Source organism: Streptomyces cellostaticus (assembly GCF_001513965.1).
GTDB classification, from domain to species: domain Bacteria; phylum Actinomycetota; class Actinomycetes; order Streptomycetales; family Streptomycetaceae; genus Streptomyces; species Streptomyces cellostaticus.
The window spans coordinates 21,128-47,758 of the sequence record NZ_KQ948057.1 but is presented as its reverse complement, the minus strand read 5'-3'; the positions used below and the strand labels follow the sequence as shown (position 1 = coordinate 47,758).

At 68.0% G+C, this 26,631-nt stretch carries 25 protein-coding genes and 2 pseudogenes; 15 read left to right on the top strand and 12 right to left on the bottom strand.

What is annotated here, in order from left to right:
• Window positions 1-636: LysE family translocator (locus tag AQI88_RS39660; protein ID WP_067010082.1), on the bottom strand; the 636-nt coding region annotated here is incomplete at its 3' end.
• 158 nt (window positions 637-794) lie between these two features.
• Between AQI88_RS39660 and AQI88_RS39655 the strand changes: the two genes are divergently transcribed.
• Window positions 795-1,628, top strand: coding sequence for an NAD(P)H-binding protein (locus AQI88_RS39655; protein ID WP_067010068.1), 834 nt, complete (start codon window positions 795-797; stop codon window positions 1,626-1,628).
• A gap of 121 nt (window positions 1,629-1,749) precedes the next feature.
• On the opposite strand, the gene AQI88_RS39650 is transcribed toward AQI88_RS39655, so the two are convergent.
• Window positions 1,750-2,247: a cupin domain-containing protein gene (locus AQI88_RS39650; RefSeq protein ID WP_067010065.1), complete on the bottom strand. Its 498-nt coding sequence runs from the start codon at window positions 2,245-2,247 to the stop codon at window positions 1,750-1,752.
• A gap of 476 nt (window positions 2,248-2,723) precedes the next feature.
• Here AQI88_RS39650 and AQI88_RS39645 point away from each other — a divergent pair, with 476 nt between their 5' ends.
• From AQI88_RS39645 to AQI88_RS39630, 4 genes are all read left to right on the top strand, one after another.
• Window positions 2,724-3,134, top strand: coding sequence for a VOC family protein (locus AQI88_RS39645; protein WP_067010063.1), 411 nt, complete (start codon window positions 2,724-2,726; stop codon window positions 3,132-3,134).
• Between the two features lie 306 nt (window positions 3,135-3,440).
• Window positions 3,441-3,962: a helix-turn-helix transcriptional regulator gene (locus AQI88_RS39640; RefSeq protein WP_067010060.1), complete on the top strand. Its 522-nt coding sequence runs from the start codon at window positions 3,441-3,443 to the stop codon at window positions 3,960-3,962.
• Window positions 3,962-4,627 (top strand): VOC family protein, encoded by a 666-nt coding sequence (locus AQI88_RS39635; RefSeq protein WP_208616046.1) that lies wholly within the window; start codon window positions 3,962-3,964, stop codon window positions 4,625-4,627. The genes AQI88_RS39640 and AQI88_RS39635 overlap by 1 nt, the downstream gene beginning before the upstream one ends.
• Before the next feature lie 53 nt (window positions 4,628-4,680).
• Window positions 4,681-5,166, top strand: coding sequence for an iron chaperone (locus AQI88_RS39630; RefSeq protein WP_067010056.1), 486 nt, complete (start codon window positions 4,681-4,683; stop codon window positions 5,164-5,166).
• A gap of 117 nt (window positions 5,167-5,283) precedes the next feature.
• Here AQI88_RS39630 and AQI88_RS39625 read toward each other — a convergent pair whose 3' ends face one another.
• Both AQI88_RS39625 and AQI88_RS44395 read right to left on the bottom strand, forming a co-directional pair.
• Window positions 5,284-5,568, bottom strand: a complete 285-nt coding sequence (locus AQI88_RS39625; RefSeq protein ID WP_079058117.1) for a Tn3 family transposase — start codon at window positions 5,566-5,568, stop codon at window positions 5,284-5,286.
• Between the two features lie 224 nt (window positions 5,569-5,792).
• Window positions 5,793-6,241 (bottom strand): annotated as a pseudogene (locus AQI88_RS44395) (Tn3 family transposase); the annotation flags it as partial.
• Window positions 6,242-6,392: 151 nt separating this feature from the next.
• Between AQI88_RS44395 and AQI88_RS39615 the strand changes: the two are divergent.
• Window positions 6,393-7,901, top strand: a complete 1,509-nt coding sequence (locus tag AQI88_RS39615) for a DUF4246 domain-containing protein (protein ID WP_079058116.1) — start codon at window positions 6,393-6,395, stop codon at window positions 7,899-7,901.
• Between the two features lie 10 nt (window positions 7,902-7,911).
• Here the strand turns inward: AQI88_RS39615 and AQI88_RS47235 are convergent.
• Window positions 7,912-8,045 (bottom strand): annotated as a pseudogene (locus tag AQI88_RS47235) (IS5/IS1182 family transposase); the annotation flags it as partial.
• 1,281 nt (window positions 8,046-9,326) lie between these two features.
• On the opposite strand from AQI88_RS47235, the gene AQI88_RS46340 reads away from it, so the two are divergent.
• The 6 genes from AQI88_RS46340 (at window position 9,327) to AQI88_RS39590 (ending at window position 13,463) form a co-directional block, all read left to right on the top strand.
• A complete protein-coding gene (locus AQI88_RS46340) occupies window positions 9,327-9,698 on the top strand; it encodes a hypothetical protein (RefSeq protein ID WP_067010048.1) in 372 nt (123 codons plus the stop codon).
• 218 nt (window positions 9,699-9,916) lie between these two features.
• Window positions 9,917-10,057, top strand: a complete 141-nt coding sequence (locus AQI88_RS46335; RefSeq protein WP_159050520.1) for a hypothetical protein — start codon at window positions 9,917-9,919, stop codon at window positions 10,055-10,057.
• Between the two features lie 69 nt (window positions 10,058-10,126).
• Complete coding sequence (locus tag AQI88_RS39605; RefSeq protein WP_067010045.1) at window positions 10,127-10,831, top strand: hypothetical protein; 705 nt, start codon at window positions 10,127-10,129, stop codon at window positions 10,829-10,831.
• A 276-nt stretch (window positions 10,832-11,107) separates the two neighbouring features.
• Entirely contained in the window at window positions 11,108-11,695 is a 588-nt protein-coding gene (locus AQI88_RS39600) for a hypothetical protein (protein ID WP_067010042.1), read from the top strand.
• Window positions 11,696-11,745: 50 nt separating this feature from the next.
• Window positions 11,746-12,294, top strand: coding sequence for a transposase (locus tag AQI88_RS45525; protein WP_107118797.1), 549 nt, complete (start codon window positions 11,746-11,748; stop codon window positions 12,292-12,294).
• Window positions 12,295-12,560: 266 nt separating this feature from the next.
• A complete protein-coding gene (locus AQI88_RS39590; RefSeq protein WP_244184566.1) occupies window positions 12,561-13,463 on the top strand; it encodes a phosphotransferase family protein in 903 nt (300 codons plus the stop codon).
• 87 nt (window positions 13,464-13,550) lie between these two features.
• Here the strand turns inward: AQI88_RS39590 and AQI88_RS39585 are convergent, their stop codons facing one another.
• The 5 genes from AQI88_RS39585 to AQI88_RS39570 form a co-directional block, all read right to left on the bottom strand.
• Window positions 13,551-14,354, bottom strand: a complete 804-nt coding sequence (locus AQI88_RS39585) for a hypothetical protein (protein ID WP_244184564.1) — start codon at window positions 14,352-14,354, stop codon at window positions 13,551-13,553.
• Between the two features lie 39 nt (window positions 14,355-14,393).
• Entirely contained in the window at window positions 14,394-15,566 is a 1,173-nt protein-coding gene (locus AQI88_RS39580; protein ID WP_067010028.1) for a cupin domain-containing protein, read from the bottom strand.
• A 179-nt stretch (window positions 15,567-15,745) separates the two neighbouring features.
• The gene (locus AQI88_RS46330) at window positions 15,746-15,919 is read right to left on the bottom strand and encodes a hypothetical protein (RefSeq protein WP_159050518.1); all 174 of its coding nucleotides are present in this window, start codon (window positions 15,917-15,919) and stop codon (window positions 15,746-15,748) included.
• A complete protein-coding gene (locus AQI88_RS39575; RefSeq protein ID WP_067010025.1) occupies window positions 15,916-16,263 on the bottom strand; it encodes a DUF6415 family natural product biosynthesis protein in 348 nt (115 codons plus the stop codon). Before AQI88_RS39575 ends, AQI88_RS46330 begins: the two co-directional genes overlap by 4 nt.
• Before the next feature lie 159 nt (window positions 16,264-16,422).
• Window positions 16,423-17,709, bottom strand: coding sequence for a helix-turn-helix domain-containing protein (locus tag AQI88_RS39570; RefSeq protein WP_244184562.1), 1,287 nt, complete (start codon window positions 17,707-17,709; stop codon window positions 16,423-16,425).
• 1,285 nt (window positions 17,710-18,994) lie between these two features.
• On the opposite strand from AQI88_RS39570, the gene AQI88_RS39565 reads away from it, so the two are divergent.
• From AQI88_RS39565 to AQI88_RS39555, 3 genes are all read left to right on the top strand, one after another.
• A complete protein-coding gene (locus AQI88_RS39565; protein WP_067010019.1) occupies window positions 18,995-19,546 on the top strand; it encodes a hypothetical protein in 552 nt (183 codons plus the stop codon).
• 235 nt (window positions 19,547-19,781) lie between these two features.
• Window positions 19,782-23,756: an SGNH/GDSL hydrolase family protein gene (locus AQI88_RS39560; protein ID WP_067010016.1), complete on the top strand. Its 3,975-nt coding sequence runs from the start codon at window positions 19,782-19,784 to the stop codon at window positions 23,754-23,756.
• Window positions 23,756-24,538 carry a hypothetical protein gene (locus AQI88_RS39555; protein WP_067010013.1) on the top strand — a complete coding sequence of 261 codons (783 nt, stop codon included), beginning with the start codon at window positions 23,756-23,758 and terminating at the stop codon, window positions 24,536-24,538. The genes AQI88_RS39560 and AQI88_RS39555 overlap by 1 nt, the downstream gene beginning before the upstream one ends.
• A gap of 99 nt (window positions 24,539-24,637) precedes the next feature.
• Here AQI88_RS39555 and AQI88_RS39550 read toward each other — a convergent pair whose 3' ends face one another.
• Together AQI88_RS39550 and AQI88_RS46325 are read right to left on the bottom strand one after the other, a co-directional pair.
• Window positions 24,638-25,693 carry an alpha/beta hydrolase gene (locus AQI88_RS39550; protein ID WP_208616041.1) on the bottom strand — a complete coding sequence of 352 codons (1,056 nt, stop codon included), beginning with the start codon at window positions 25,691-25,693 and terminating at the stop codon, window positions 24,638-24,640.
• Window positions 25,694-25,917: 224 nt separating this feature from the next.
• Window positions 25,918-26,490 carry an RICIN domain-containing protein gene (locus AQI88_RS46325; RefSeq protein WP_067010007.1) on the bottom strand — a complete coding sequence of 191 codons (573 nt, stop codon included), beginning with the start codon at window positions 26,488-26,490 and terminating at the stop codon, window positions 25,918-25,920.
• Window positions 26,491-26,631 lie beyond the last annotated feature (141 nt).

Here is a 26,631-nt window from a genome sequence, read left to right as displayed (position 1 = left end):
GTCCTTGCGGCCTGTCGCGGCGACCGTCACACCGAGGCCGATCATCGTGAGCCCACCGACCCCGCCGACCATGGCAAGCCGCCGAGGTGAGCCGGCGAACCAGTTCCGTGCGGTGGCCGCGACCAGCCCCCACACGCTGTCGGAAGCCACCGCTATGACATTGAAGACCAGGCCGAGCACCAGCATCTGAAGCGTGACGTGCCCCTGGTCACGGTCGACGAACTGAGGCAGTACGGCGGCGAAGAACACGATCGTCTTCGGGTTGGCCATGCCGACCGCGAACCCCTCCCACAAGGTGCGCAGGCTGCCGCGCTCCGCTCCGTCACCGGTGAATGCGGCATGCAACGACCCGCGCTGCCGCACCGCCTTGACACCGAGATACACCAGGTACGCGGCCCCCACGAGCTTCAGTGCCGTGAAGACCAGGACCGAGCGCTCCACGACGGCCCCGACCCCGAGCGCCACGGCCACGACGAGCACATAGGCACCGAGCGTGTTCCCCGCGACCGTGGTCAGCGCGGCCCGGCGACCCTGCGCCAGGGCTCGTCCGATGACGAACAGCACGCTGGGGCCGGGTATGACGATCAGCAGGAAGGACATGGCCGCGAAGGTCAGCAGTCGGTCGGTAGTCACCATGAGGCCCATGTAACACGGGGCCGTGCACACCTGCAGCCCTTTCCGTGCATGGGTCCCTGTAGGCCGTGATGAACCGGCCCGCACTTTCTTGACCTGAAGTTGGATTGAGGTTCTAGCGTGTCGCCTACTTGATCACCCGACGACGGGAAGACACGCCGATGATCCTCGTGACCGGAGCCACCGGAAACATAGGCCGTGCCCTGCTGAAGGAGCTGCACGCGCGCGGCCTCGGACCGCTGAGAGGGCTCACCCGTGATGCCGCCCGGGCCGACTTCCCCGTAGGGGTCGAGGCCGTGGAGGGCGATTTCGCGGAGCCGGCGTCGTTGAAGCCCGCGCTGGAGGACGTGCGCTCTCTGTTTCTCGTGTCGCGTCTCGGCCCGGACGCCGACATCCTCGAAGCCGCCCGGCAGGCGGGCGTGGAGCACGTCGTACTCGTGTCGTCCATCACCGTCCAGACCCACCCGCACCTCGGCCCCGCCGGCGAGAACCTGGCGGTGGAGCAACTGCTCAAGGCGAGCGGCATGGCCTGGACGGTCCTGAGGCCCACACAGTTCGCCTCGAACGCCCTCATGTGGGCGGCTTCCATCCGTGGCCGCGAGACCGTCCGCGCGCCGTACGCCGAGACCGCCCTGCCGACCATCCACCCCGCGGACATCGCGTCGGTGGCACGGGTGGCACTGACCGAGCCCGGCCACCAGGGACGCACGTACGCCTTGACCGGACCAGAGCCGGTGACCGCCCGACAGCAGGCCGAGGCCATCGCGGCAGCACTGGGCCGGGAAGTTCCCTTCGCCGAGATCAGCCGCCAGGATGCCCACGCACAGATGGCCGCGGTCTTCGGGGCAGAGGCCGCGGACGCGGTGCTCGACGTCACGGGCGGAGACGTGAACGACGAGCTGCAGATGGTGCGCGACACGGTTCTGCGAATCACTGGAACGCCGGCCCGCCCGTTTCAGCAGTGGGCTTCGGAGAACGCCAACGCCTTCCGTTGAATCGCCTGAGCCTCGGTACGTTGATCCGTACTCGGCTTGCGCCGGGTGGCGCGGCCCGCTCGGTACAGCGCGGCGTGCGGGATCCTGGCGCGCAGGTGGACCCAGGTGACCGGTATCCGGGTTATCCGCGAGCGGCGTCCCAGACCGCGCTGGTCCCGAAGTAGGAGTCGTACAGTTCCTGGACTTCGAGAAGGCTCTCCGGCGGCACCTTGCCGTAGCGGATGCGTTCGAGATGGCGGAAGTATTCGAAGCGCTCCACTCCGGGCGTGATGATGACGAGCATGTCCGCGATCTCGCCGGGCGCGGCGGCAAAGGCATGCTGTGTGCCGGGCGGTATGACGACCACGTCTCCGCGCTCCGCGGTGACTACTTGATCGCCGGACAGCAGCTGGGCGGTGCCGTCGAGGACATAGAACATCTCGGCGGACTTGCCGTGGTGGTGCGGGCGGGCGCCGTTCGCGCCCTTGCCGAGGGCGACACGCATGCTGGAGAGTGCGCCGCCCGTGGCGGGGCTGTCGACGAGCAGCTGGTTGGTCACCGGGCCACCCGCGCCTGTCAGTTCGGCGTCAGCAGCGCGCACGACGACGGTCTCGGCGAAGTCGGGGATGAAGAGAGACATGTCTTGCTCCTGAAATGTTGATCACGCCGAAACGTACGTCATGCGCCAGGTCGCAGGCCACAGCGGCTTCTGACGGACAGTGATCACCAGCCGAACAGTCAGGACGGCGTGCCCCGGTTACCTGGCGGGCAACGCCGTAAGACCCGGCTCAAACGCCAGTTCACCGCCGCCGCGATCAACCTCGCCCGCCTCGATGCCCGGACCGCGGCAGCCGCCCTCCAGGCGCCGGACCGCCTCCGCGGCGAAGACGGACCCGAGCACGTTCGTCCGCTCGTAGGAAGGCCGTCCAAAGGGGTGATCGGCCGATGGGGCCCAAGCCTCAGATCATCAGCGTCGAGCCCCTACGGCACGTTTCTGGCGTATCCGGCCGGCCTCCGAGTGCGCTCCACGCGACATGCCCGTGAACGTCCGGGCGTGTCCGGATCGATCAGGAATCGAGAAGCGCGGTTCACGGAGTCGCCTCTAGCCTGCTCGCCATGGACATCACCATTCACACGACTTCTCTTCCGCACGACGACCCGGATGCGTCCCTCGCCTTTTACCGCGACGTCCTCGGCTTCGAGGTCCGCAGCGATGTCGGGCAGGGCAGGATGCGCTGGATCACGGTCGGACCGGCCGGCCAGCCGGGCACGTCGATCCTTCTGGCGCCGCCTGCCGCCGATCCCGGCATCACCGGGGACGAGCGCCGCACGATCACCGAGATGATGGCCAAGGGCACCTACGGCTGGATCCTGCTGGCCACCCCGGACCTCGACGCCACGTTTGAGAAGGTGCAGGCCGGTGATACTGAGGTCGTCCAGGAGCCGACCGAGCAGCCGTACGGCATCCGCGACTGCGCCTTCCGCGACCCCGCGGGCAACCTGGTCCGCATCCAGGAGCTGCGCTGAGCTGTGCGGGTATCGATGCGGCCGTGCGGGCAGGCATCGCGACCACCCATAAGGAACGCGGCGGCGAACCGGAGCGGAGGTGTCTGTCCTGCGGGTCGCCCGCCAGGGCCGCGTCCGGGTCCTCGTTGAACCGGTCATGAGCCCGGATTCCGTCCTGCTGCCGTCCGGCAGCTGCTCGATCGGCTGGTCGAGTCCGGCGGGCCGGTCCACACCACCGAGCGTCTGGGGTGCCCGCCGGAGCGGGCACCCCAGACGCTCGAAGTCGTCGATGGCAATCGAAGATGCAAGACAAAGGGGAGGGTTCTCATGTGTAAGCCTGAATGGCGGCGTGCACGTGTCCAGGCGCAGCGCCTGGCTGATCTCGCGCGGCTGCGCCGCGTTCGCGACCGGATCGACAGGGAATACGCGCAGCCGCTGAACGTGGAGGCGCTCGCCCGCGAGGTGAACATGTCCGCCGGGCACCTGAGTCGGCAGTTCCGGGCCGCCTACGGTGAGTCGCCGTACGCGTACCTGATGACGCGTCGCATCGAGCGGGCGACGGCGCTGCTGAGGCGGGGCGACCTCAGCGTCACCGAGGTCTGCTTCGCGGTCGGCTGCGCGTCGCTGGGCACGTTCACCACCCGCTTCACCGAGCTGGTCGGCATGCCGCCCGGGGCCTTCAGGCGCCAGGCGGCGGATGCGGCGGCCGACCATGCCGATGCTGCGGGTACGGACCGCGATGCGGGGTCGGCGATCAAGGTGGAGGGGATGCCGGCGTGCGTGGCGAAGCAAGTGACAAGACCGGTCAGGAATCGAGAAGCCCCGGCCGCCGCGCAGCCCCTAGCGTGATGGTCATGGCAACCACCACTTCCACCGCAGCCAACATGTCCCTCGCGTCCGTCACCCTTGAGGTGGCCGACCCCGAGGCCGCCCGCCGCTTCTACAGCGCCTTCGGCGTGGACACGTACATACGCCTGCGGGCGTCCGAGGCGCACTCCACCGGATTCCGCGGCTTCACCCTGGCGCTCACGGTGTCCCAGCCGGCCACCGTCGACAGCTTCGTCGGCGCCGCCGTGGACGCCGGCGCCACGGTGCTCAAGCCCGCCGCGAAGTCGCTGTGGGGCTACGGCGGCGTCGTTCAGGCCCCGGACGGGACAATCTGGAAGATCGCGACCTCGGCGAAGAAGGACACCGGCCCCGCCACCCGCGAGATCGACGAGATCGTCCTGCTGCTCGGCGTCGAGGACATGAAGGCCAGCAAGCAGTTCTACGTCGGCCGGGGCCTGAGCGTGGCCAGGAGCTTCGGTGGCAAGTACGCCGAGTTCGCCGCCGGTCAGTCCAGCCCCGTCAAGTTGGCGCTGTACAAGCGCCGCGGCCTGGCCAGGGACCTCGGCGTCCCCGCCGACGGCACCGGCTCGCACCGCATCGTCCTCGCCGGCACCGCCGACGCCTTCACCGACCCGGACGGGTTCGGCTGGGAGGCTGCCGCGTCGCTCGCCCCCACGCCGTCCTGACTCCCGGCCCCGCACTCCCGCCCCGTCTGACCCTGTACGAGAGGAAACTTGCCATGCCGTCCACGAAGTCGCCCGCCGAGGACTCCGGTACGACCACCGAGAAGTACAGCGGATTCACTGCCGAAGAGCGGGCCGCGATGAAGGAGCACGCACGCGAGGAGAAGAAGGCGGCGGCGCGGCGCGGTTCGTCCCGGGCGGAGAAGGAGGCGGCGGCGGAGCGAGACGTGCTCGCGAAGATCGCCGAGATGCCGGAGGCGGACCGCGTCCTCGCCGAGCGGATCCACGAGATCATCAAGACCGCCGCTCCGGACCTCGCGCCCAAGCTCTGGTACGGGATGCCCGCCTACGCCAGAGACGGCAAGATCGTCTGCCACTTCCAGGGCGCGGAGAAGTTCAAGTCGAGGTATGCCACCCTCGGCTTCAGCGACCAGGCGGCACTCGACGACGGCACCATGTGGCCGACCACCTACGCCGTGAGGGAGCTGACCGCAGCCGACGAAGAGCGCATCAGCGCGCTTGTCAAGAAGGCGTTGGGCTGAGGCCGGCCGAGGCAGAACCGGCGGCGAAAGAGACCGAGCCGTGGAAGATGTTCACACGCTTGGCACAACGCGTCGCCACGGCCCGGCTGGTCCCGCAGGAAGGCGAGCCGGAACGCGTCAGTTCTGCCCTCCACCGACACGCTCAGCCGGCAATGCTGAGGCGGACTCGGGGGAGCGTGGCCGGGGCACACTGACCGAAAGCCCCAGGTCGAGCCGCTTCTCCATGTCGAGCCGGAAGGTGCCGTACGGGTTGATGTTCGACCAGAACAGCGCGGTAAGCCCGCGCCGGTCCTCGTCCGAGAGCTTCTTGGCCCAGGCCGGTTCGGCAAGAACGCGCTGAAGCAGCAGGGTGTTGATGTGGACCAGACTGGACTGGAGAAGGGGGAGCGCGAGCATCGACATGTTGACCGGACTACGGCCAGCGACACGCGCGTGTCGTGGAACGTTGGTCGTGCTGCGTCGGTAGGAAGTCACGTAACCCGAACGGAGGGATGTGCGTGGCAATCTTCCGGCGACCACTCCTGTCGCACACCCGCCCCTTGTCGTCGGTCCTCCGGGCGTTCACCCGGGACAGCCCAACGAGGCGCCCCGGCACCGGGAAACGGCAGAGAAGCGAACCCCGGAACCTACTGACGGGTTACTTGTTCCCTGGTGTCCGGGCTAGGACTCCGGGGCCGGTCCCGGAAGGGGCGCAGGCCCTGGCCGGGGCCGCCGGCTTTGATGTTGAACAGGTAGCGGCCCGGGAAGTTGATGTGCCGGTCCTTGAGCAGGGAGAGGCGGGCGACGTCTTCGTCCTTGATGTCGTGGCCCTCGGCACGGAGCCGGGCGACGGCGGCGTCCAGGTAGCGGGTGTTCCACAGGACCACGGCGTTGAGGACCGGCCGAGAGCGGCGAGCTGGTCTTCCTGTCCGTCGCGGTACGCCTGGCGGATCTGGCCGCGGCCGCCGTGGCAGATCGCGCGAGCGAGGCGGTGGCGGGATTCCTGCACGGTGAGCTGCCGGTTCATCAGGCGCCGATAGGTGTCGTCGACCGGGTCGACCAGGGCGAGCAGGTGCATGGTCTTGTCGATGCGCCCGGTACTCGGCGCCGGGTACGTGGCCGCGTCCTCGGTCAGGGACAGGCCCGCCGGCACGTCCGTACGCATCGCCTCAGGGACCACGGCTGCGGTGTCAGTCTGCTGAAGTATCCTTCCCGCCACCGCACACTGACCGGGAGGACCAAGAGAATTGACTGGCCTGCCTGCTTTCCCGCTGCCCTTTCATACTTCCCGTTCCATATCGTTCGCGACACCCCGAACACTGCGGGAACTTCAGATGATGCAGTACAGCTCACTCATCCGGGCGAAGCCGGGGTGGTTCGACAAGATGAACGATGCCGACATCGTCGCCAGGTGGACGCAAGAAGCGGTCGCCCAGGGCCTCACCGAAGCGCAGGTTCGTTACGTGCTTGCCGAACTCCTGCATTACGCCGCGCTGCGGGACGGACGAACCGGCATCGAGGTGTCCGCCGTCGACGGGGTGTGGCAGTCGGACACACTGGTCGACGACAAGCTCAGATCCCGGCTGCGCGAGGCGGTTCGGGTTCTGGAGCAGGTCCCCGAAGCAGAACAGGACTGGCATCCCGGATCCGACGGCCAGGTACTGGATCTGGTTCATCCCTCACTGTTCTGCCTGGTGAGAGAGGCGAGCGGTGCGCCCGAGAGGGCTTGGCAGAACCCGACGGACCGCTACTCGAGGTACGAATTCTCGGAGAAATTCCAGTGGCTGCCCACGGACGTCGACGTCAGTGACGATGGCGATGTCGCCTTTTGTTCGTACGTCAACAACGTCCACCCCGAGACTCATCGCGAACTGGCCTCCGTCCTGCCGGACCTGTTCGCGCGCTTGCGCCCGCTGCTGGAGAACGTGCTCACCGATCTGCGCCATCCGCGGCCCCTGCGGATCGAGGCCGATCCTTTCGGGTGGTACGACTCGGAGCCTGAGTATCCGGACAAGTCCTCCTACAGCGATGACGGGGCCTACGCGGAAGCCCTCCGTGCATGGGAAGAGGCCCAGGACAACTGGTGGGAAAACCGCCGCCCGGCCATCCCGGACGCCCCGGCCTTCACCCCGCCCGAGTTGCCGGATGAATCCGCCCGAGTCGACCTGCGCGGCCGCCGTCTCCAGGTCATCGTCAAGCTCGCCACCATTCATCTCACCCCGGACAAGCCCGAGTACCCCGGCGGTTCCTGGCATGTCGAGGGGATGATGAACGAGCGGATCGTCTCGACCGGCATCTACTACTGGGACAGCGAGAACATCACCGAAAGCCGGCTGAGTTTCCGGGCGGCACTCGACGACCCGAGCTACGAACAGAACGACGACAACGGCCTGCGTGAGGTCTACGGCCTGGAGGACGAAGACGCACTGAACCAGATGCTGGGATCGACATCGACCCCAGCGGGCCGCTTCCTGGCGTTCCCGAACATCCTGCAACACCGCGTCGGCTCATTCCGCCTCGCGGACCCCACCCGCCCGGGATATCGCAAAATTCTCGCGTTCTTCCTGGTCGACCCGTCGGAAAAGATCGTCTCGACATCCGATGTGCCACCGCAACAACCATGGTCCGACACCTCGACCATGACGCTTGAACAGGCCAAGAACTACCGCGAACAACTCATGCAGGAACGCAAGTTCTTCGTCGACGAACACAACGAGCAGCTCTATGAACGAGAATTCTCCCTCTGTGAGCACTGAACCCCTTCAATCCTGAATACGTGCAGGTCAGGAAGGTGTGGACGGCCTGGCGACGGCGCCGATGCGGCGGGTGGAGCATCTGGCGCGCCGGAGCAGTCGCCAGGTTTTCAGCTGTGCGAGGGCACGTTCTCCAGGAGCCCGCAGCATGCCACGCCCATCCGCACCATCGCTGCCCGCTGGGTTTCTCCCACGCAGCCGACTTCACCTGCGTCTTCCGCTGTGCGTACGGACTTCCACCGCAGGACCACCGGCGACGCACGCTCACGTCACCGGAGTGAACTCTGAGCCAAGGCAGGTGTGCACTCAGCGCTAACGACATTCCGGCAGAAGCACGAGATTCTTTCACATGACGTGAGACGAAGGTTGCGTCGAGCGGGCTCAGCGGGAGGGCATGCAGTGTGGGTACCACCTGTTACCGCAATGTCACCACGGAAATTGGGGAGGAGATTTCCCTCTTTCCATGTCGCGCAATTGGCGCCGCCTTCGTGAACTAGATCAAACAAGGGAGAATTTCGCGTGCGTGTGACTCGGAGCAGGCTCCTGGGTGTGGCACTAGCTGCAGTGGCAAGCGTCGGGATTGCAAGTTCACCTGCATTCGCGGGCGCCAACAGTCATCACTCATACGGGTACGGGGCGTGCCACCAGACCTCGGAGGGCTGGTTCGTTGCAGATGGGGACTCTTTCTATCTGAGGGACACCTGCGCCGACAACTTTTCAGCGGCCCTCGAAGTCGACGTTGCGCCGCTGGAGGATAATGAAGGCTATGACTTCATAATCTGGAACAATGGCGGACGCGGAACCATTCAATTCGAAAACAGCCATAATTTCCCAGAGGGGCGAAAAATCTGCGTCAGGGCCGGCGTCGGCCACCCCGCACCCGGAGGGGAAATGGGAGGGTACGGCAAATGGGAATGTGGTCAGACCTGATCTGATATTCGCCATCAATGTGGTGCAGACCGGCGTGGCGACGCCAGAAGTCGCTGTGGATGCGGGTGGCCAGCCGGCCGCAGTCCGGGCACGGCCCGGGAGGGCCGCACCGGGGGCATCGGCCATCAACGCGCTTTCTGCCGTGCTGAGTTGACGCCCCACGACCTGCGCGCCCGGCAGCAGCAGGTCTGCGAAAATTCCTCACCCGCGCTCTGGCTGCGCCCAAACCGCTCGTGTTCCTCAGCCGCGAGGTGGCCGACGACGGTAGGCGGTTCCGCGGTTTCCTCTGTTGCCCGATTGCGGAAGTCGGCAGCGTGGTCGGACACCCAGGCACGGTAGGTGAGCGCCGGTGTGCCGGTGACCTCTTCGACCGTGTGGGTCATGGCTGGGCAAGGGCCGACGAGCATGTCGGCGTAGCCATCGAGGAGGGTCCACGAACGCGTCCGGGAAGCTGTCGTCGGCCAGGAGCCGGCGGCGTGCAGCCTCGCGGGGCAGCTCGTGCCACTGGAGCGGGCGGCCCAGCACCTGGCCGATCGTTCCCACCTGTTCGGCCTGAGTGAGGACTTCTGGGCCTGTCAGGTGGTACGTGGCCTGATCGTGTCCGTCTTCGACGAGTGCGCGCACGGCCACCGCAGCGATGTCTGTCTCATGGAGGAGGGCCATCGGCACGGCGCCGTAGACTCCCTGCACCACGTCACCGGCTCGGATCTGGTCGGCCCACCACAACGTGTTGGTGGCGAACGTGCTCGGGCGAAGGTGCGTCCAGGCGAGCCCGGACTGCTCGATGAGCTGTTCCACGCGCGCGTGGGACCGGCCCACCGGATGGTGCTGCTGCTCGGGGGCAAGTCCGTCCTGGACGGCACCGGATGACAGGAACCCCGTCAAGCGCCGTCTGGACGCATTGCGCCGCGCCGGAGCCCCCACGTTCACGATCGACATCGCCCCGGCCACACTGGGCTTTCCCACCGAAGCACGGCTGTGGATGTCGGTACGGCCATCCGAACTGGCCGACGTCGCACGGCGGATGGCCGACCATCCTGAGGTCTCCTTCGCTGCCATGACGACCGGTCCGCAACCACGTCGCCGCCGTGAACTGCCGCAACGCCGAAGACCTGTGCCGCTACCTCACCCAACGCGTGGCCGCACTCGACGCCATCCACTCCATCGAGACCGCCCCCGTCATCCAAACCCTCAAACGCGCTGCAGCCTGCGTCCTCGCGCCCCGCTGACCACCAACCCGAAATTCAAACGCTGCCCGGTACGCACTCGTCCACCGTGGCTGCATAGGATCACCGGCCATGACCCGCAGCAGGCTGGGCGACCTGATCGCCACCGGTTTGATCGACGGTCTTGACCCGCGTGACCGGATGCTCTTGGAGCGTCGTGCGCGTATCAAGTCCACCGGTGATGAGCCGTTTCCCCTGGATCCTCGCGGCTGGTGGTACGCAGTGCCCGGTGCGATGTACGAAGGGCTCTTCGAGGCGCTCGGTCTGCACGACCGGTTCCCGGTCACGCTGGACGAGGGCGCCGACGTGGAGGATCTGCCGTTCCGCGGGGATGCGGTCCCTACCTTCGTCACGCCTGAACTGGACGGTTGGCGGCTGATCTTCGGCAACTTGGCCGACCTGGTCGGCCTCGGTTGGGACGAGTGGATGGGTGCGGTGGAACGGCTGAGCGCCCTCTGCGGCGAGGCGCAGATGTTCTACGAGGACCCGGCGGGGGGTGCCGACATCTGGGTGGTCGCCCAGAAGGGCCTCATCCGTCGGCGCTACGCGGCGCAGAGCAACCCGGAGTGGATCGGCGACCCGCTCCCCTGGGAAGAACTCGGCGTTGATGACGCCGACCCGAATGCGGGCACGGCGAGGGTGGCTCACGCCTGTGGACGGCTGTCCGTCGACCCCGGTGAAATCGGTGCCACTACTCGTGTGCGCGGCCACGGCTGGCTCGCGCTCAGCCGGCCGGGCATCGGCCACGAGAACCTGAACGCACTCGTGCAGCTCTGAGTCAGCGCTCATCAGCGCCAAGAAGAGCTGGACGCTCCCGTTCCAGACCCAGCCCTCTTCAGATGTCCTTCGGCCAACGACCGTGGAGGACGCCGGCCGGGCCGGTCGCCCTACCTCAGGCGGGCACGTCCGAACACTCGTAATCCTTGAAGGGGGCAGCGTGCTCCCCCTGGAGACGAAGGGGAATTGCGTCTGTCGAGCGATCCGCCCGCGATCCGTGAGCTGCGATCTTCGATACCGAACGGGCAGCCGGGCCCGCCGGACCGAGGAGGATACGTGTCCCGCAGTGTCACTGGCTCGCAGTCGGGTGTCGGACGGCTCCGAACCGCGTGGAAGGCCGCCCACGAGCCGGTACCCGGGGTCTCGGCGCGGACGCGGCGGCTCGCGTACGCCGTTCCGCTGGTCGTGTTGCCGTCCAGCATCTGGCGGTTGCCGGCAATGTTCGACAGCGGGATGAGCGCGGGCGAGCGGTTGTACGTTCCGATGCTGTCGGTGGTGTCCGAACTGCTGGCCTTCACGGGAATCGGGCTGGTCGCACGATGGGGTGAGGCGTTCCCGAGATGGCTGCCCAGGCTGCACGACCGCCGTGTGCCGGCGTGGCTCGCGATCGTGCCCGCGGCGGTGGGGGCGACGGTGCTGACCGTGGTGTTCTCGCTGCTGTTTCCCATCGCGACGCTCATGGGGACGACCATCCGCGGCGACGAACTCCCGCCCGACGCGCCCGGGCAGGGCACCGGGGTCGCGAGCCTGTGGTTCTACTCCTGCTACACGCCGCTGGTGCTGTGGGGGCCGCTACTGGCGGTGCTGACAGTGGCGTACTGGCGCCGCCGACGCGGAGGCCGCGTGGCAGCGACTGCTCGCTGACGTCCGGCGTTGACGACGACCCCTCGAGGGGCCGGTCAGGGCGCCTGGTCATGGGGGATGACGGATCGACGAGACCGGCGGCAGGACTTCCATCACCGAGTTGCACGACGAACTCGCCGATCGTGGCTGGTCGGTGCCCTACAGCAGCCTGCGCGACTGGGCCCGCACCTGTCTGCAATGGCCCGACGTCCCTGCGCGGGTCCCGGCGGCACCGTCCCTGCGGACCGTCGCCAGTTGGATCACCCGCCTCAGCCGCCCTGTCGGAGGACGAACTCGCACAGCTCAAAGCGGTCCTCGCCATCTGCCCCGAGCTGGCGACGGCCCACCGACCGGTCCGCGACTTCGGCGAGATGCTCGCCACCTGCACCGGCGCGCTCCTGCCGGCGTGGGACAACGACGCCCGCGCCGCGGACCTTCCCGGCCTCAACAGCTTTGCTCGCGGTCTGACATGGGACTTGGAGGCCGTCGTCGCCGGTCTGAGTCTGCCCTGGAACTCCGGCGGCACCGAGGGCGCCGTGAACAGAATCGAGAAGACCAAGAGGCAGCTCTACGGCCGGGCTGGGTTTGCACCCCTTCGCAAGATGATCCTGCTCGCCTGACCCGCGATGATCGCTCTCCGCGGCGCGCTCGCAGGGACTCTGGTGGCTCTGTCGGCGAATCGCGTTGTCCATTGCCGTTGAGCCCGGATGGCACCGCCGGGGGGAACGAGTTGTTGCTCCGAGCCCTGACCGGACGCTAGTAACAGAACAGCGTTGACATCGCCTCCAACAAAAGGGTTGTGTTCGGGCCGCCGTCCGGATGATGGGATGGCACAGTGATAAACCACGATGAGGTGGCGGCTGTCCGACCGTCGACCTTGGCTTGGGTGAGCCGGCACCTGGAGGTCGGCGAACGGATCGTCAGAACCGAGGCGCTGCACGGCGGCATCACCGCCGAAATGCGGCGGCTGACCATCGGCACGCGGGACGGAGGCACCCGCGACCTGGTGCTGCGGACCTTCGTCAACGTGGAGCACGCCGAGGACTGGCTGAACAGGGAGGCCGGCGCCCTGACCCTGCTCACGGGGACCGGCGTGCCGGCTCCTGAACTGGTAGCGGTTGATCCGACCGCCGCGCATTGCGAGTATCCGTCGCTCCTCATGACACATCTGGCGGGCCGGACAGTCCTCGACGATGAGGGATTGGAGACGCGCGTCCCTCTGCTGGCCGGTCAACTCGTGGCGATCCACGCGTTGCGACCCGCCGAGCGGCCCCGGGAGTATGTGGCGTGGACGACCGCCGACACCGTCGTGGCTCCGAAGGGCGCCGACGCGGCTGCATGGGCCGCGGCGATCGACGTGATCCGCAAGCCCGCGCCGCCCTACGACGGGCGATTCCTGCACCGGGACTTCCAACCCGGCAACGTGCTGTTCGACGTGCCGTCCCCAAGCCCGGCAGGTCCCCGGATCACCGGCGTTGTCGATTGGGCAGCGACCTCCTGGGGCCCGGCGGACCTCGATGTCGCGCACTGCTCCACCAATCTCGCGCTGCTGCACGGCCCGGCGTGGGGTCTGCGGTTCGCCGAGGCGTATGAGGAGGCCGGCGGGGTGCTGGCAGCGGCTGCGAGCGAGCGGCTGTACTGGCAGGTGCGGGACGGGCTGGCGTTCTCAGAAGAAGTGCAGTTGGTAGCGAAGCCATGGCGGGAGGCAGGGAGGACAGAGCTGACGACGCGAGCCGTGGAGGAGCGGCTGGATGCCTACGTCACCGCCCTGATGGACGCGCTGGGCTGAGCCAAGGCGGCCCGGGGCGCGGGCACGGCGGCGAACCGCCATTGCCCGTGCCCTAGGGAGCCGGGGCGGCAGTGACCTTGCGGGTCGTCAGGACCTAACGCCCTGCCTCAAGCGGTCGAGGTGCTGCTGTACGACGTCGGCCAGGTCGGCGTAGAACGGCACGCGGGCGGCTGCTTGAAGGATTTCGGTGCAGGCGGTGAGCTCACCGACCCGGGCTGCGGCGGTACCCAAGACATGGGCGAACTCTTTGCGAACCCGCTCGGCAAATTCCGGCACGGGCAGGGAGTGCAGGTACAAGTTCGCGGCGTCGTAGCCGGTGGGGGCGGTGCCCCAGCCCTCCCAGTCCATGAGGGTCAGCTGTGGTCCTGTGAGGTTGGCCCAGTGGAGGTCGCCGTGGGCAGTGGTCCAGGTGATCTCGCCGGGGGTGATGCCGGTGAACTCCGGGACGCGGCAGCGGATGTATTGCTCGCGCACCGCCTGGCGCTCGGTGCTGACGAGCGCGAGGCGATCGAGGGCCTGGTGAAGGTCGTGCCACCAGACGTCCGGCAGATCGACGCTACGGCCAAGGACCGGGCTGTGGAACACCGGTGGTGTGTCGACATGTTGGTAGAGCTCGGCCCGGTAGTCCCAGCCGTCGGCCGACCAGTCGCACCATCCGAGCAACTGTGGCCGGGGCACGGAAGGAGGCACGGCCTGTGATGCCTCCTTGGGGCCCTCCCACAGCTTCCCGCCCGACTTTCCGGTGAGCTCACTGACCAGCCGCAGCCACGCGGGGCTGTCCGGGGCCGTCACGGCCCCGGACAGTGTCCGGCCGGCATATCCCCACACCTCTCCGCCCGCGGCGGCGGCGAGGCCCAGCAAGGCGTAGGCGTGGCCGCGGGCGGAGAGCATGCGGTCCCTGACAGCTGGCTCAGGGGCAGTGAACATCGGCTACCTTCTGCGGCTGACGGCGGCTACGTCGGCCGCGACCAGCTCGGTGATCAGAGTGGCGACCTGGTCGACGGGAAGCGATGAGGCTACCGCCAACTTGCCTATGGATGTGGTCCTTCCCTCGGCGAGGTGTTTGACCACGGTGAGAGCCGGGGCGGCGAACGTCCACTGCTGGCCACCTGCGTTCATCACCACTCGACCCTCGCCGTCCACCTCGTACCACGCACCTGAGGCGGTGAGGCGGACGTGAAGGTTGTCGTCGGCGGGGATGCCACCGACAAATGGCAGGGACGGCATCGGCCGGCCCGGGTCCATCGTTCCCCGCGCGCAGAGGAACTCCTCGATCACCCCGTCGTGCAGGGCTGCGGTGAACTCCTTTAAAAGCGCGGCAAGGTGGGCCACCTGCTCCTCGCGGGAGCCGAGTTGGGGGAGGTTGGCGCGGACGGTTGCTGAGGCCCGTAGCTGGTCCGCTAGCCAGGAGAGCAGGTCGGCGCCGGTGGTGGGTTTCAGGCCGCAGGTCAAGTGCAGGGAGCGGCCCTCGGTGGCGGCGACAGCGTGCCACCAGCCGCGGGGCAGGTAGAGCATGTCGCCGGCCCGGAGCACGATCTCGGCGACCGGTTCGCCGTGGGGCGGTTCGGGTGCTTCGACGTCGACCCGGAGCGGGTCGATGCGGGTAGGTTCGTGGATCTTCCACCGTTTGGCGCCTTCGAGTTGGACGACCACCACATCGTGGTCATCGAAGTGGAGGCCGAACCCCTCCTTCGAGGTCCACGACGCATAGAGGTTGACCTGCACGTCGGTCCGTAGGTGCCGTTCCAGTGCTTCGGCGAAGCGTTCCACCCCACGGTGCAGGGTGTCGACGGCGTCCAGGACGAGGGAGGCGCCCTCGCTGAGCTGGCGGTGGAGGTTGCCCGGCTCGATCCGGTGCCAGACGGTGTGGCGCTTGGAGACCACGGGGTGGGCGTAGGCGTGCTGGGGGACCTGGGTGCCGTCGTTGAACAGCCGCAGCCGCGGGGGTTCGAGGCGGTGCCGGGCGATGATCTCGTTGAGGTCGTCCCAGGTGAACAGATCGGAGAAGTCGCTGACTTGGGGCCAGAGGCGGTAGGTGCGGCCGAACGCCTCGGCGGGGAAGTCCCCGCCGAGGCTCCGGACCGCCGCGGTGATGGCGGTCATCTACGGGCTCCGATCAGTCGTTGCCGTCGCCCTTGCCGGTGCCGCCGCCGTCGCTCAGGCGGTCCTGGGTCCGGGCGGCCTTCACCGTGCGCTTCGAGACGATCAGGTTGTCCATCTCGTACTCCCTTCTCTCTTTTCGGTTCTCCCGCCGACGTTTCGGCGGGAAGCTGTAGGGGCGTCTACGACGCCGGGCCCGTGTCAGGTGCGGAGACCGGGGCGGCCAGGGCGTGGTCGCCGTCGTGCTGGACGACCAACGCCGCCAGGAGGGTCAGGCCAGCGGTGGTGCCCAGCAGCCACAGCCGCTCCAGCCACACCTCCAGCCGCGGATCTCCGCCGCGGTGGCGGCCCTTCACCGGTCACCGGCCGCCATGTGGCGGTGCAGGTGCCGCTGGAAGTGCAGCAGGCACAGGGCGAGGGCCTGGAGGCGGTGTGTGGCCGAGACCAGGCCGTTGCCGGGTCCGGCCCGGAGTTGGAACTCGGCCCCGGCGATGGCCTGATGCCAGGCGCCGTCTCCCGGGTGGTGCTCTTTGGCCTGGTCGACCAGCGGGGCGAGGTGCCCCTTGAGGGTGTCAATCAGCCGGAGGACTTCGTCATACGGCGGGAGCGTGGTCCTGGAGCGCAGAGCGGCGACGATGTCTGCCTGAAGCTGGTCACTGCCGGTGCCCACGGCTGGCGGGGCGGTAGAGGTGGTTGCCATGGTGCGACTCCTCGAAGACGGGGGTGGTCAACCGCCGCCGCCTGGGGCGAGGAGAGGCCGGCCGTACGCGGCCCCTGGCGGCTTAAGAAGAGTCAACCGCCGTGAGGAGAGGCAGATCCGCAATCGGGTTGCGAGGTAGCAAACCCGTTGTGGTTCAGGTCAGTTGATGGTCATGCCAGCGCGGCCGGCGAAGGCGCGGACGCCCGGGAGGCTCCGGTCATGGCGGAGCAGGCCGCCGGCCATGTCCTTGACCGCACCGCGGCGGATCTCCTGCGGCGCAGCGTGCTCGGCGGCCAGCAGGGCGCGGTAGCACTGTTCGGGCTTGCCCCACTGGTCGAAGCAGCGGGCCACGTCGATGAAGAACCGCCCCTGTCGCTCTGCGGTCGGCAGGGCGGTGGGGTCGATGGTCTTGGCCAGGTCGATCGCCTGCCCGGCATCCCCGAGCAGGTAGTGGACCGACAGCTGATGCAGTAGCACCTGCTGAAGCCCGGCGTCGGTGCGGGCATCGGCCGTCGCCTGGCCGGCTTTGGCGGTCTGGGCCGCTTCCCCGATCAGCGCGTGCGCGGTCTGCCGATCGCCCATCTTCGCTGCCGTATACGCGGCGGTCGCTAGCAATGAACTGCCCGCGGACAACCGCGTCGGCTCAGCGGCCTTGCCGTCAGCCCGCAGGTCTTGTGCGGCCCGGACAGCGATGTCGGTGGCCCGTGCGAGGTGCCCCTGGCGCCGCCAGGCGCTGGAGACCATCCGGTGGGCCTCGGCGATCGTCAACGCGTCCCCACCGATCCGCGCGGAGTTCAGCGCGCGGTCGGCGGTGATGGCCACGAGTCCGTCCTCGCCGAGCTTGATGCACAGGCGAGCGGCGATGTTGTAGAGGTCGGCGACCGCTGTGGCTGACACCTCCGCCGGCTTCAGAGCCTGTGCGCGGGCGATCTGGCCGGGCAGAGTGCGGGCCAGGGTGTCGTAGCGGGCGGCTCGGAAGTGCTGCCGGGCCGCTTTCACCGCAGCGGTGACGCCGGCCGGTGAGACGTCACTGTTCTCGGGCACGGGGGCGGTGCCGTAGAGGAGGAGGTCTTCGAGCGGTGCGAGGGTGCTGGCCTGGGCCGGGGTGGCGCTGGTCAGGGGAGAGGTGAAGACCACCGCCGCAGCGGCTAGAAGTTCACGGCGTCGCACGGGATCGTCACCCTCCTCCGGACCAAGATTGCCGCCAACCCTAGTGGAGGCAGGGCGGCGGGAAGCCGATGTCGGCACTTGGCCAGGAGAAGGGGCGGCAGCGAGGAGTTCGGGCAGCGCAATGCCTAGGACCTCAGAGAGGCGACGCAGCGTCTCCAGGCTGTTGACCGGGATCACGTCCCGCTCGACCTGGGAGACCCAGCTCTCCGACTTGTCGATCAGCGCGGCCAGGTCCCGCTGCGGCCAGCCCTTGCGCCTGCGGGACTTGGCGATCAATTTCCCGAGCGTCAGCGCGTTCCCCGCCACTGGGCAAGCCCCCGAGGTCCGTATCCCACCGCGTGAACTCGCCACGGTACTGCCGGGGGCGCCTGGCTGTAAGGGCCAAGACGGCCAGGTCGGGCCGAAGTCCGCCCTGGCCGGGTGCGCGAGTGTGACAGTGGGCAGCGGGCGCGGGCGCAAGACTCGCGTGCGCCCGCTGACCTGGGCCGGTGTGTGCAGGGTGGTGTCGGCTCTCCCTTGGCGCGACGATCTACGATCCGGTCGGCCCGTCGGTCTTACGGCGCAGGAGGATCTTCAGCGTCTCCCTGGGCCTCGGAGGAGGTGATCTGTGACAGACCCCGAGCGCCCGCGAGGCCGCCCGCCGGGCTGGCACCGTCGCGGATGGTCCTCCGCGTCCGCTCGGTGCGGCCGCCACAGCGTAGACGTCGTAGGCGAGGGTCGCGGCGATCAGCAGCTTGCCGCCGGCCTCGGCGGCCTCGTCGCCAAGAGCGGGTGTTCGTGAGGTTGCTTCGCACGCGTGGAGGTCACCCCGCCGATGACGCACTTCAGGCCGGTGACCGTGAGGTTTGCTCCGCGTCCGCGGAGGTCATCCGAGCGGCAACTTCCAGACTTACCCCATTGACACGCCTGTTCCGTGTCTGCGGAGGCCACTCGCAGACCAACCACGACGGCACCCGCGGCGCCGAGTCGGGTGTAGTTCCGCTGCGGGGAAGGGCTGAGGTGGCAGAACGTCGTCGCCGGTGGAGAGGCTCACCTCGTGCAGGCCGCACCCGAGGCCGGAGGTGAGCTGGTCGAGGACCCGTGCAGCGGTCTTTTCTGCCTGCGCGTCCCGGTTCCACGCACCGTCGGAGGCCAGACGTATCTGCGCCTCCTTAAAGGCTCCCGCGCTGGCCGCCGTCGGCAATGTGGCCTGAGTCGCACATCCTCGCCGGCGGCATGCAAGCGCTTTCTGATTCCCGCCCCCAGGATCCGGCCACTCGCGCCGGCTTCGGCAGCCCTCCGCCTCGCCCTCCGCTTCACAGGAACAACACAGGCAACTCCATGGCTTCAACGGCTGATCCGCGCATTCCGGAACGCTGCTGCTGACGGGTCGTTTTCGGACCAGGCGCGGTACAGCGCTCAACTTTCTCTCTTGACCCGCATGTTCATGCCGCGTCTAGAGTGGCAAGGCCCCGGACGCCTGGTTCAGACCAGCCAGACACGCTCCTGGGGATGTACGGCTGCAGCGGGGGGATTTTCGTCAGCGCACCGAGCCCTTCTGCGCACTGACGGAAGGAGAGCCGTGCGCCGTTCCACGAACTTGGCGACCGGCGTAGCCGCCGCAAGCGTCGCAGCACTCACTGGCGTGATCGTCACCACCGGCCACGACACCGACCACGCGAAGCCGGCGTCCCGTACGACCCCGGCTGCCGCCGTGGCGCACGTCGGCGACCCGGACGATGCGGCCACCTGGATTCTGCCCGTCCAGGCGTACATGCCCACATCGCATCAGGCCCGGACCGTCGCGGGCTCTCGTGACGAGCTGATGAAAGCCTGCATGACGAAAGCCGGGTTCCCGCACTGGAGACCGTCACCGGACTTCCCCGCACTCGGCGGCACCAACGACAGGGACGCCCGCTACGTCGACTGGTCAGCGTGCATGGACGGTAAGGGCTGCCCCTACGCGAAGCCGATGGATGCCAACGACGACGGTACGTGGTGGAGGTCGGACACGGCCGCCGCACGAGAGAAGGCCGTCGCCGTCACCGACGTCCGGTGCCGCGACAAGTACCACGTCGAGCGGGTGTGGTTCGACACCGAGGCCGGCCTTCCGTGTACGACTTCGATCACCTGAGGGCCGGCGGCGACGATCCGTCGTCCAATCCGCTGCTGTTCTGCGACTTCGGAGCGTCCAGGCCCTGGCCCGGTTCCAGCAACGACGCCTCGTTCCAGTGGACCGGTAACCAGCGGCATTCGAGGTGGCCGCCGTCACCGTCGAGAACTTCGCCGGGCCGACGCTGTCCTCGCCCCTTTTGCGGAGGGCCGCGGCGGCCCTTCCGTTACTCCACCCCTGTGCGAAGGGACACCTGTTGAGAGTTCCCAGACACGCCCGTGCCGCTGCTGCGGGGCTTGCCGCCGCCGCGGTGCTGACCGGGCTCATACAAGCGGTGCCCGCCACGGCGGCACCGGCAGCCCGGCCCAGCCCCGCAGGCGGTACGCCCGCACCCGGACCTCGGACGCGGGTGCCGGATCCGGACAAGACCCTCGGCAGAGGCTGGAAGACGTCCCCGGACCGGGCGATGACCTCCGCGGCCGACACCACGGGATTCAAGGTCTTTGCCGCCGACGAGCAGGACGCCTACCAGTGGCGGACCGTCGCCTCGCTGGCCGAGCCCGGCATGCCTGCCGACACATGGATCGGAAACGCGTGCGCCATGGACCCGGGCCATGCCGCCGTCGTGTACGCGCCCAGGTCGTTCACGAACAAACCGGACCTGATGCAGGGCGGCGCGTTCACCGCGATCCTCGACCTGAAAACGGGCCGGGTGACGAAGCTGCCGTTCACGGCGTCGCTGGCCTACTTCGACCCGTCCTGCAACCCTCGGACACACACGGCGGCATTCACCGCGTTCCGCGAGAACAAGACCCGCCTCGTCACCGTCGGCACCAGCGGCAAGCTCATCGGTGACGCCGCCGTGGACGGCCAGGTGACGTCCGCCGTGCCGGTGAAAGACGGCCTGATAGCTGCACGGGACCGGCAGCTCGTGCACATGGACAGAACAGGCAAGAACACCGAGAACCTGGCAGCGGCGGACGGTGTCCCGTTCGACATCCGGCCCGCACCTGGTGGGATCGCGTTTGTCGACCGCACCGGCGGAACGGCCCGCGCCAAACTCTGGAGGAGGAGCAACAAGCCGGTCACGCTGGCATCGGGCAAACTCGGCGACCTGGCCCTCGAGCAGGGCGCCGAGGGCCGCGTGTTCCTCACCGGAAACGCCAAGAACCCCCATCTCAGGGGAAGTTCTGTCACGCTCCTGAACGTTCCGGCAGACACCGACGTGTCCAGCCTCGGCCGGCTCGCGGTCGACCCGGTCCTCATGCCCGGCGTACGCGCGGGCCTAGACCACATCAGGAACGCTGGGAAGGGCTTCACCAAGACCGAGCCCTCACAGACGCCGCACACGTCACAGGACCCCACCGACGAGTCCTCCGCCGCCGCACCGACCATCACCAGCCACGCGACCGCCACCGGTGAGAAGATCACCCAGACTGTCGCGAACACGACCAGCGGCTCGGGCAACGGATCGTTCTCCCCAGCCCTCGGCTCTGCCGACGGAAAGAGCGGTGCGAGCGGGAAGAGCGGTGCGAGCGGGAAGAGCGCGCGGGTCGGGGTGAAGGACGACGACCGGGCACACAACCCGGTCGACACCGACCGCTGGTGTTCCGTCCCTCGCAACGACGTCACATCCCTGGCGTTGCAGCCGACCCCGAACCAGGTCGAGTGGGCTGTCGACATGGCCGTACGCGGCGAACTCCACGCTCAGTGGATCAAGCAGGGCGGCTGGCGCGACCAGGCCGGCCTCGGCACCGTCGACCCGCAGGGCCTGTTCCCGGCCCCGAAGATCAACGGCGGCGGACGCATCCCGGCCCAGGTCCTGCTCGGAGTGCTCGCGCAGGAGTCGAACCTGTGGCAGGCCGAATCCGGCGTCATTCCCGGCCAGATGGGCAACCCCCTGGCCGCGACCGCCGGGTTCTACGGGCACAAGGGAGACACGCTCGGGGCCTATTGGACGATCCACTGGGAGAACTCGGACTGCGGCTACGGCGTCGGGCAGGTCACCGACGGCATGCGATTGGCCGGACACGCCAAACCGAAGGAGACGCTTCTCTCCCCCGAGAAGCAGCGGGCCGTCGCCCTCGACTACGCGGTCAACATCGCCGCCTCGATGTACATCCTCGCCGACAAGTGGAACGAGCTCCACAAGAGCGGGCAGACGATCACCGTCAACAACGACGACTCCTCCAAGCCGGAGAACTGGTTCGGCGCCCTGTGGAACTACAACCTCGGCTTCAACCCGAACAACGGCGACGGCAAGCCGTGGGGCCTGGGCTGGTACAACAACCCCGCCAACCCCCTCTACCCCCCGTCGCGGCACCCGTTCATGACCGACCCGCACGACGCCGCGAAGCCGCAGCAGTGGCCGTATGAGGAAAAGGTGATGGGCTGGTCGGCCTGGTCCATCGACACCGGCTTCTCCTATGTGACCTCCGGCCGACAGGACTGGCCCGGTGAGTCCGGCTACTCGACGGCCGGATTCCGGCCCGCCTGGTGGGGTAACCCCGCCCAGCGCACGCTGGTCAAGCCCCCGTTGGACGCGTTCTGCAACTCCACCAACAACTGCAACGCCGAGAGCCCGCCGAAGTGCCCGGACGAGGACTGCTACAAGCAGTACTGGTGGCACGGCTCGAACGTGACGTGGAAGAAGAACTGTGACACCGACTGCGGCCACGAGAACATCAAGTACGAGACGCTGGTCGCCGAACCGGGGCGCGGATACCGGTTGCAGTACGGCACGCCGGTCTGCAAAGACGACGGCCTCCCCGCAGGGGCGCTGACCGTCAAGTCCGTACCCGACCAGATGAACACCTACGGCGACTGCGGATCCAGCGGCACCGACGCCGGCAACTTCCAGTTCACCTTCTACCCCGACCCGGCCGCGACCGGACCCGGCCTGGGACAGTACGACGCCAAGGGCGATCTGTACCAGGTCGGAGGTGGCTACGGCGGGCATTTCTGGTACACGCACACCCGCGACACCTCCCACCTCGGCGGTGGCGGCGGGCGGATGACCGTGAAGGGCACCTGGACCCTCGGCCAGAACCTGAACAGCTGGGCCCGCGTGTTCGTGCAACTGCCCGACACCGGCGCCCACACCCAGCAGGCCCACTACGTGATCAAGGGCGTCGCGGGCGGCGACCGGGACCGCTACCTCAACACCCACTACAGCAAGAACACCTGGGCCGAACTGGGCGTCTACCAATTCACCGGCACACCCCAGGTGGAGCTGTCGAACGCCACCGACGACGGCACCGCCGACGACGACGTGGCCTTCACCTCGGTCGCCTTCCAGAAACTCCCTGGCAAGCCGAAGCACATGGTCGTTGCCATGGGCGACTCCTACAGTTCCGGCGAAGGTGCCGGGAACTACTCGGCCGAGTCCGACACCTCGCACGGCACCACCCGGTGGAATGCCTGCCGCCGCAGCGCCAACTCGTGGGGCCGTAAGGTGATTCTTCCTGGTCAGAGCTCCAGCATCGGGGCTCTTGCAGACGACCACAGCTCCTCGGTCGACTTCCAGAATGTCACCTGCTCCGGTGCGAAGACGTGGCAGCTGACGGATGGGAACCCTTCGTCGTGGGGCCTGATGGGGAACTATCACGAGAAGACCCAGATCGACTCGGGCGTTCTGAGCCCGGACACGACGCTGGTCATGCTGACCATCGGCGGAAACGACGGCGACAACTTCACCAACGCGGTCAAGAACTGCTACGTGATCGGGGTGTGCGACAGGAAGGACTACACGGGGAATGCCGACCAAGCGGTCACTGCCACCGGAGACCTGATCGGCCAGATCCAGACTGCTGCTCCGAACGCCCAGATCGTCCTCATGGGCTACCCTCACATCGTCAGTGACCAACCATGCGTGACAGCCGACTTCGACGCCCTGAACTACCTGGCCGACTACATGCGCGACAAGCAGAAGGCCAAGGTGGACGAGCTGAAGAGGAGCGGTACCAAGGTGGCCTTCGCCGATCCGATCCCCGCGTTCAAGGGGCACGGGATCTGTGACAGCGACGAGTGGATCAACCGCATCGTGGCAGGACCCAACGGCGACGGCGACTTCCACGACGGAGACCCGGCAAACCAGCTGCCCTGCATCCCCAAGCCTGGGGCCAACATCTGCCTCAGTCTCGAGTCGTTCCACCCGAAGAGCGCCGGAACCACCGGCTACGCCCAGGTCATGGACCAGGAACTGGCCGACATCGGATACAAGGGCGACTAGTGCAGCCTGACGGCCAGGGCAGTCCGGGGGTCAGGGAGCGGATCAACCGCTCCCTGACCCCCGGCTGCCTGACCACACTGATCGTGCTGATCCTCGTTCTCGGATCCGGCCTCTCCTGGCTGTGGTACACCGACTGGCACGCCGGGAAAGTCAACAGCGAACGCAGGCAGAAGGCCGTGTCCTCGATCCTCCGGCAAGCCCGCGACGCGGCGGACGACACGGCCCGCTCGCTCAACGCGAGCCGCACCAGCGATGTCGACCGGCTGACCGGTGTGATCTGGAAGCACACCGGGGCCCCGCTGATCACATACGACACGTCCCGCCGCGAGTTCACGGCTCGTCTGTCCCAACAGGTCCCGTACGAGACGGTGCAGATCATCCCGGGGGGAGGCAGTGACGCTGTGACCCGGTGCTTCGACTTCACCTACAGCCGCCCGCACGGCCAGGCGTGGACGCCGAGGGTGACCGTGCGGGACGACGACGTGTGCAGACCCGCCACGGACATCGGCTACCTGGCCCGGGTGGCGAAGGCGAGGGTCGAAAGGATCGATGCACAAGAACTGACCCGCACCGGAGTGCAGCGGGCCCTCGACCCCACCGGAACACTTCACACCTTCACCGTCAAGAGCGTGGTGGGAGGAGACGGCACGGTGGCGATCTCCATCCGGATCACCAGCCACGAGGGAAGGGCCGGCCAGTGCTACCGCATCACCCGGCCCGCCCCCGGCTCCGGCGAAGTCCATCCGTCGTCCGTCATCGCAGCTCCCGCATTTTCCTGCTGAGTCTGTTGCGCGGCACACGGACACGCATGACGTGGAGCAGTCGAATACGGGAGCTGCGCCGACCTGGACGGTCAGCTGACCGCGTTCTGCGATGCGGCCCTAGACGCATGCCTTCGCGGGCGGCGTGATCGGTTCGGGACCCGCTCCGACGAACGCGTCGGCCCACTGCCGTACCGCCCGTTGGTACGGGGCGGTGTTGGTGGCCAGGTTCAGGTCGTGGCCCGCCCCGGGCTGAACGTATGTGGACAGGCAGGCCGCAGACACGAAGTACGGGTCCTCCTGGGCCTTGAGCGCCGCCGAGCTGGCGCAGTTGCTGCCCAGGGAGCCACAGAAGAAGTGGTCCTGGTCGCCGACGGCGAGCAGGACCGGGTGCTGGATCTGGCGGGAGTACGGCAGGAGGTCGGCCACGCCGAGACCGTCGACGGCCTCGGCGGTGCTGAACACGTCCTTGGTGGCCTCATCCGTGGCGAGCACCGCCGGGTCGGTGGTCGCGGGGGCGTAGAAGTCAGGGCCCCGGGTGCCGGGCCTCGTGGTCAGGTACCCCGGGTCGTAGGCCTTTGCGGCGAATGCCGGGTCCAGGGCAGCGGGGTAGAAGGACGAGGTGAAGATGTCCACGACCTCCGGGGCGACGATCCGGTGGGTGATGCCTGTGAGCACCACGGCGTCCGCGTCGTTGTAGGTGCCCGCTTCGATGACGCTGATCAGCGAGCCGAGCGAATGGCCGCCGAGGATGACCTTGCGGAAGTCCGTGCCGCCGATCCGGCCGCCGCGCAGGGCCTGGATCACCTGGTGCACGGCCCCGGCCTGGACGGACGCGGTGACCAGGGCGCTGGGCGGGCGTGAGCTCGCGCCGGTTCCGAGCCGGTCCACGACGAAGGTGGCGTAGCCGGCACGATTCATGGCCTGGCGGAAGTTGTACGTCTCGGGTTGGTACGGGAAGTCCCAGTAGGTGTGGTTGTACGTTGCGCCGGGCACCAGCACCATCGCCGTGTCGGCCGTACCACCCGTGGGCACGCACAGGGTGCCGTGCATCGTCGCCGGCACCACACCGGTGACGGGGACGTCGGCGCCCTGGCATGAGGCCGCCGCTGCCTGCGCTGCCCCGCTGGGCACACACACCGCCAGCAGCGCGGCCAGCCCGAGAACAAGCCGCACTCGCACGTCGTTTCGAAGTCGGGGGAACCTCAATGTGCCTCCACCTTCCGCAGTACGGCAGCCAAGGGCTGCCGACCTGAGCCGAAGACAGAAGCATGCTGGCGACAGATCTGCCCTACCAGTCGCCCGAACTGGTGGTTTTTCCAGGGTGGTTGGAGGAGATACGCCCGAAGGCCGCCGTCCGTGCGGGTGGCGGCCCCGGCGGGACGGAGACGCGAGGGGTGCTACCTCACGAGCCAGGTCTGGGCGTCGTTGCCGGCATCGCAGTTCCACTGCATCAGCTGGCTGCCGGGGCCGCTGACCGTGTCAAGGCACAGGGAAGTGCCCGAGTGCGTGAACTGCTGGTAGACGATTCCGTTCACGGTACGGAAGCTCTGGACCCACTGCTCCGAGGCGGTCCCGTTGCAGAAGTACTCGTCGACTGTCTCGCCGGGGTTCGCCGTGCCGTCGTTGACTTCCATGCAGTAGCCGCCGGCCTGGTTCACGAGGTAGTACGTGGAGGCGGCCGGCGCGGCCACGAAGGCCCACTTCTGCGCGGCGGACAACCCGTTGCATTCGGCGAGCCGGAGTCTCACGTTGAGGGCCCCGCGCGGCGCCTCCACGCATTGGTGGTAGGCAAGGTTGACGATCTCGTGGTAGCTGCTCGCGGCCGCGGTGGCAGCGATTCGGGCGGAGACGTTCGCTCCGGGCTGCACCGCGCCGGCCTCGGTCGCGGTTGCGACCGTGCCCGACGCGATCAGCAGCGCACCCGAAACGGCTGCCAGGGCGGCGCGTGTCTTCTTCGTTCTCCCGGTCATCTGTCTCTGCTCCTTCGGTCGGGAAGACGCCCCATGCCGACGTGCCGGCATCCGCACACGGAATGGGTCGCCGCGTGTCCGATGTCGTTTCCTGTTCCGCTCGGCGGATAGCACCAGGTGATTCCGGCCGAAGCCCCTGCT

What these genes read in the sequence shown, in the direction of transcription:
- AQI88_RS39655 (WP_067010068.1), top strand. Translation starts at nt 795, where the DNA reads ATGATCCTCGTGACCGGAGCCACCGGAAACATAGGCCGTGCCCTGCTG.
- AQI88_RS39650 (WP_067010065.1), bottom strand. Translation starts at nt 2,247, where the DNA reads ATGTCTCTCTTCATCCCCGACTTCGCCGAGACCGTCGTCGTGCGCGCT.
- AQI88_RS39645 (WP_067010063.1), top strand. Translation starts at nt 2,724, where the DNA reads ATGGACATCACCATTCACACGACTTCTCTTCCGCACGACGACCCGGAT.
- AQI88_RS39640 (WP_067010060.1), top strand. Translation starts at nt 3,441, where the DNA reads ATGTGTAAGCCTGAATGGCGGCGTGCACGTGTCCAGGCGCAGCGCCTG.
- AQI88_RS39635 (WP_208616046.1), top strand. Translation starts at nt 3,962, where the DNA reads ATGGTCATGGCAACCACCACTTCCACCGCAGCCAACATGTCCCTCGCG.
- AQI88_RS39630 (WP_067010056.1), top strand. Translation starts at nt 4,681, where the DNA reads ATGCCGTCCACGAAGTCGCCCGCCGAGGACTCCGGTACGACCACCGAG.
- AQI88_RS39625 (WP_079058117.1), bottom strand. Translation starts at nt 5,568, where the DNA reads ATGTCGATGCTCGCGCTCCCCCTTCTCCAGTCCAGTCTGGTCCACATC.
- AQI88_RS39605 (WP_067010045.1), top strand. Translation starts at nt 10,127, where the DNA reads ATGACCCGCAGCAGGCTGGGCGACCTGATCGCCACCGGTTTGATCGAC.
- AQI88_RS45525 (WP_107118797.1), top strand. Translation starts at nt 11,746, where the DNA reads ATGGGGGATGACGGATCGACGAGACCGGCGGCAGGACTTCCATCACCG.
- AQI88_RS39585 (WP_244184564.1), bottom strand. Translation starts at nt 14,354, where the DNA reads ATGCTCTCCGCCCGCGGCCACGCCTACGCCTTGCTGGGCCTCGCCGCC.
- AQI88_RS39580 (WP_067010028.1), bottom strand. Translation starts at nt 15,566, where the DNA reads ATGACCGCCATCACCGCGGCGGTCCGGAGCCTCGGCGGGGACTTCCCC.
- AQI88_RS39575 (WP_067010025.1), bottom strand. Translation starts at nt 16,263, where the DNA reads ATGGCAACCACCTCTACCGCCCCGCCAGCCGTGGGCACCGGCAGTGAC.
- AQI88_RS46325 (WP_067010007.1), bottom strand. Translation starts at nt 26,490, where the DNA reads ATGACCGGGAGAACGAAGAAGACACGCGCCGCCCTGGCAGCCGTTTCG.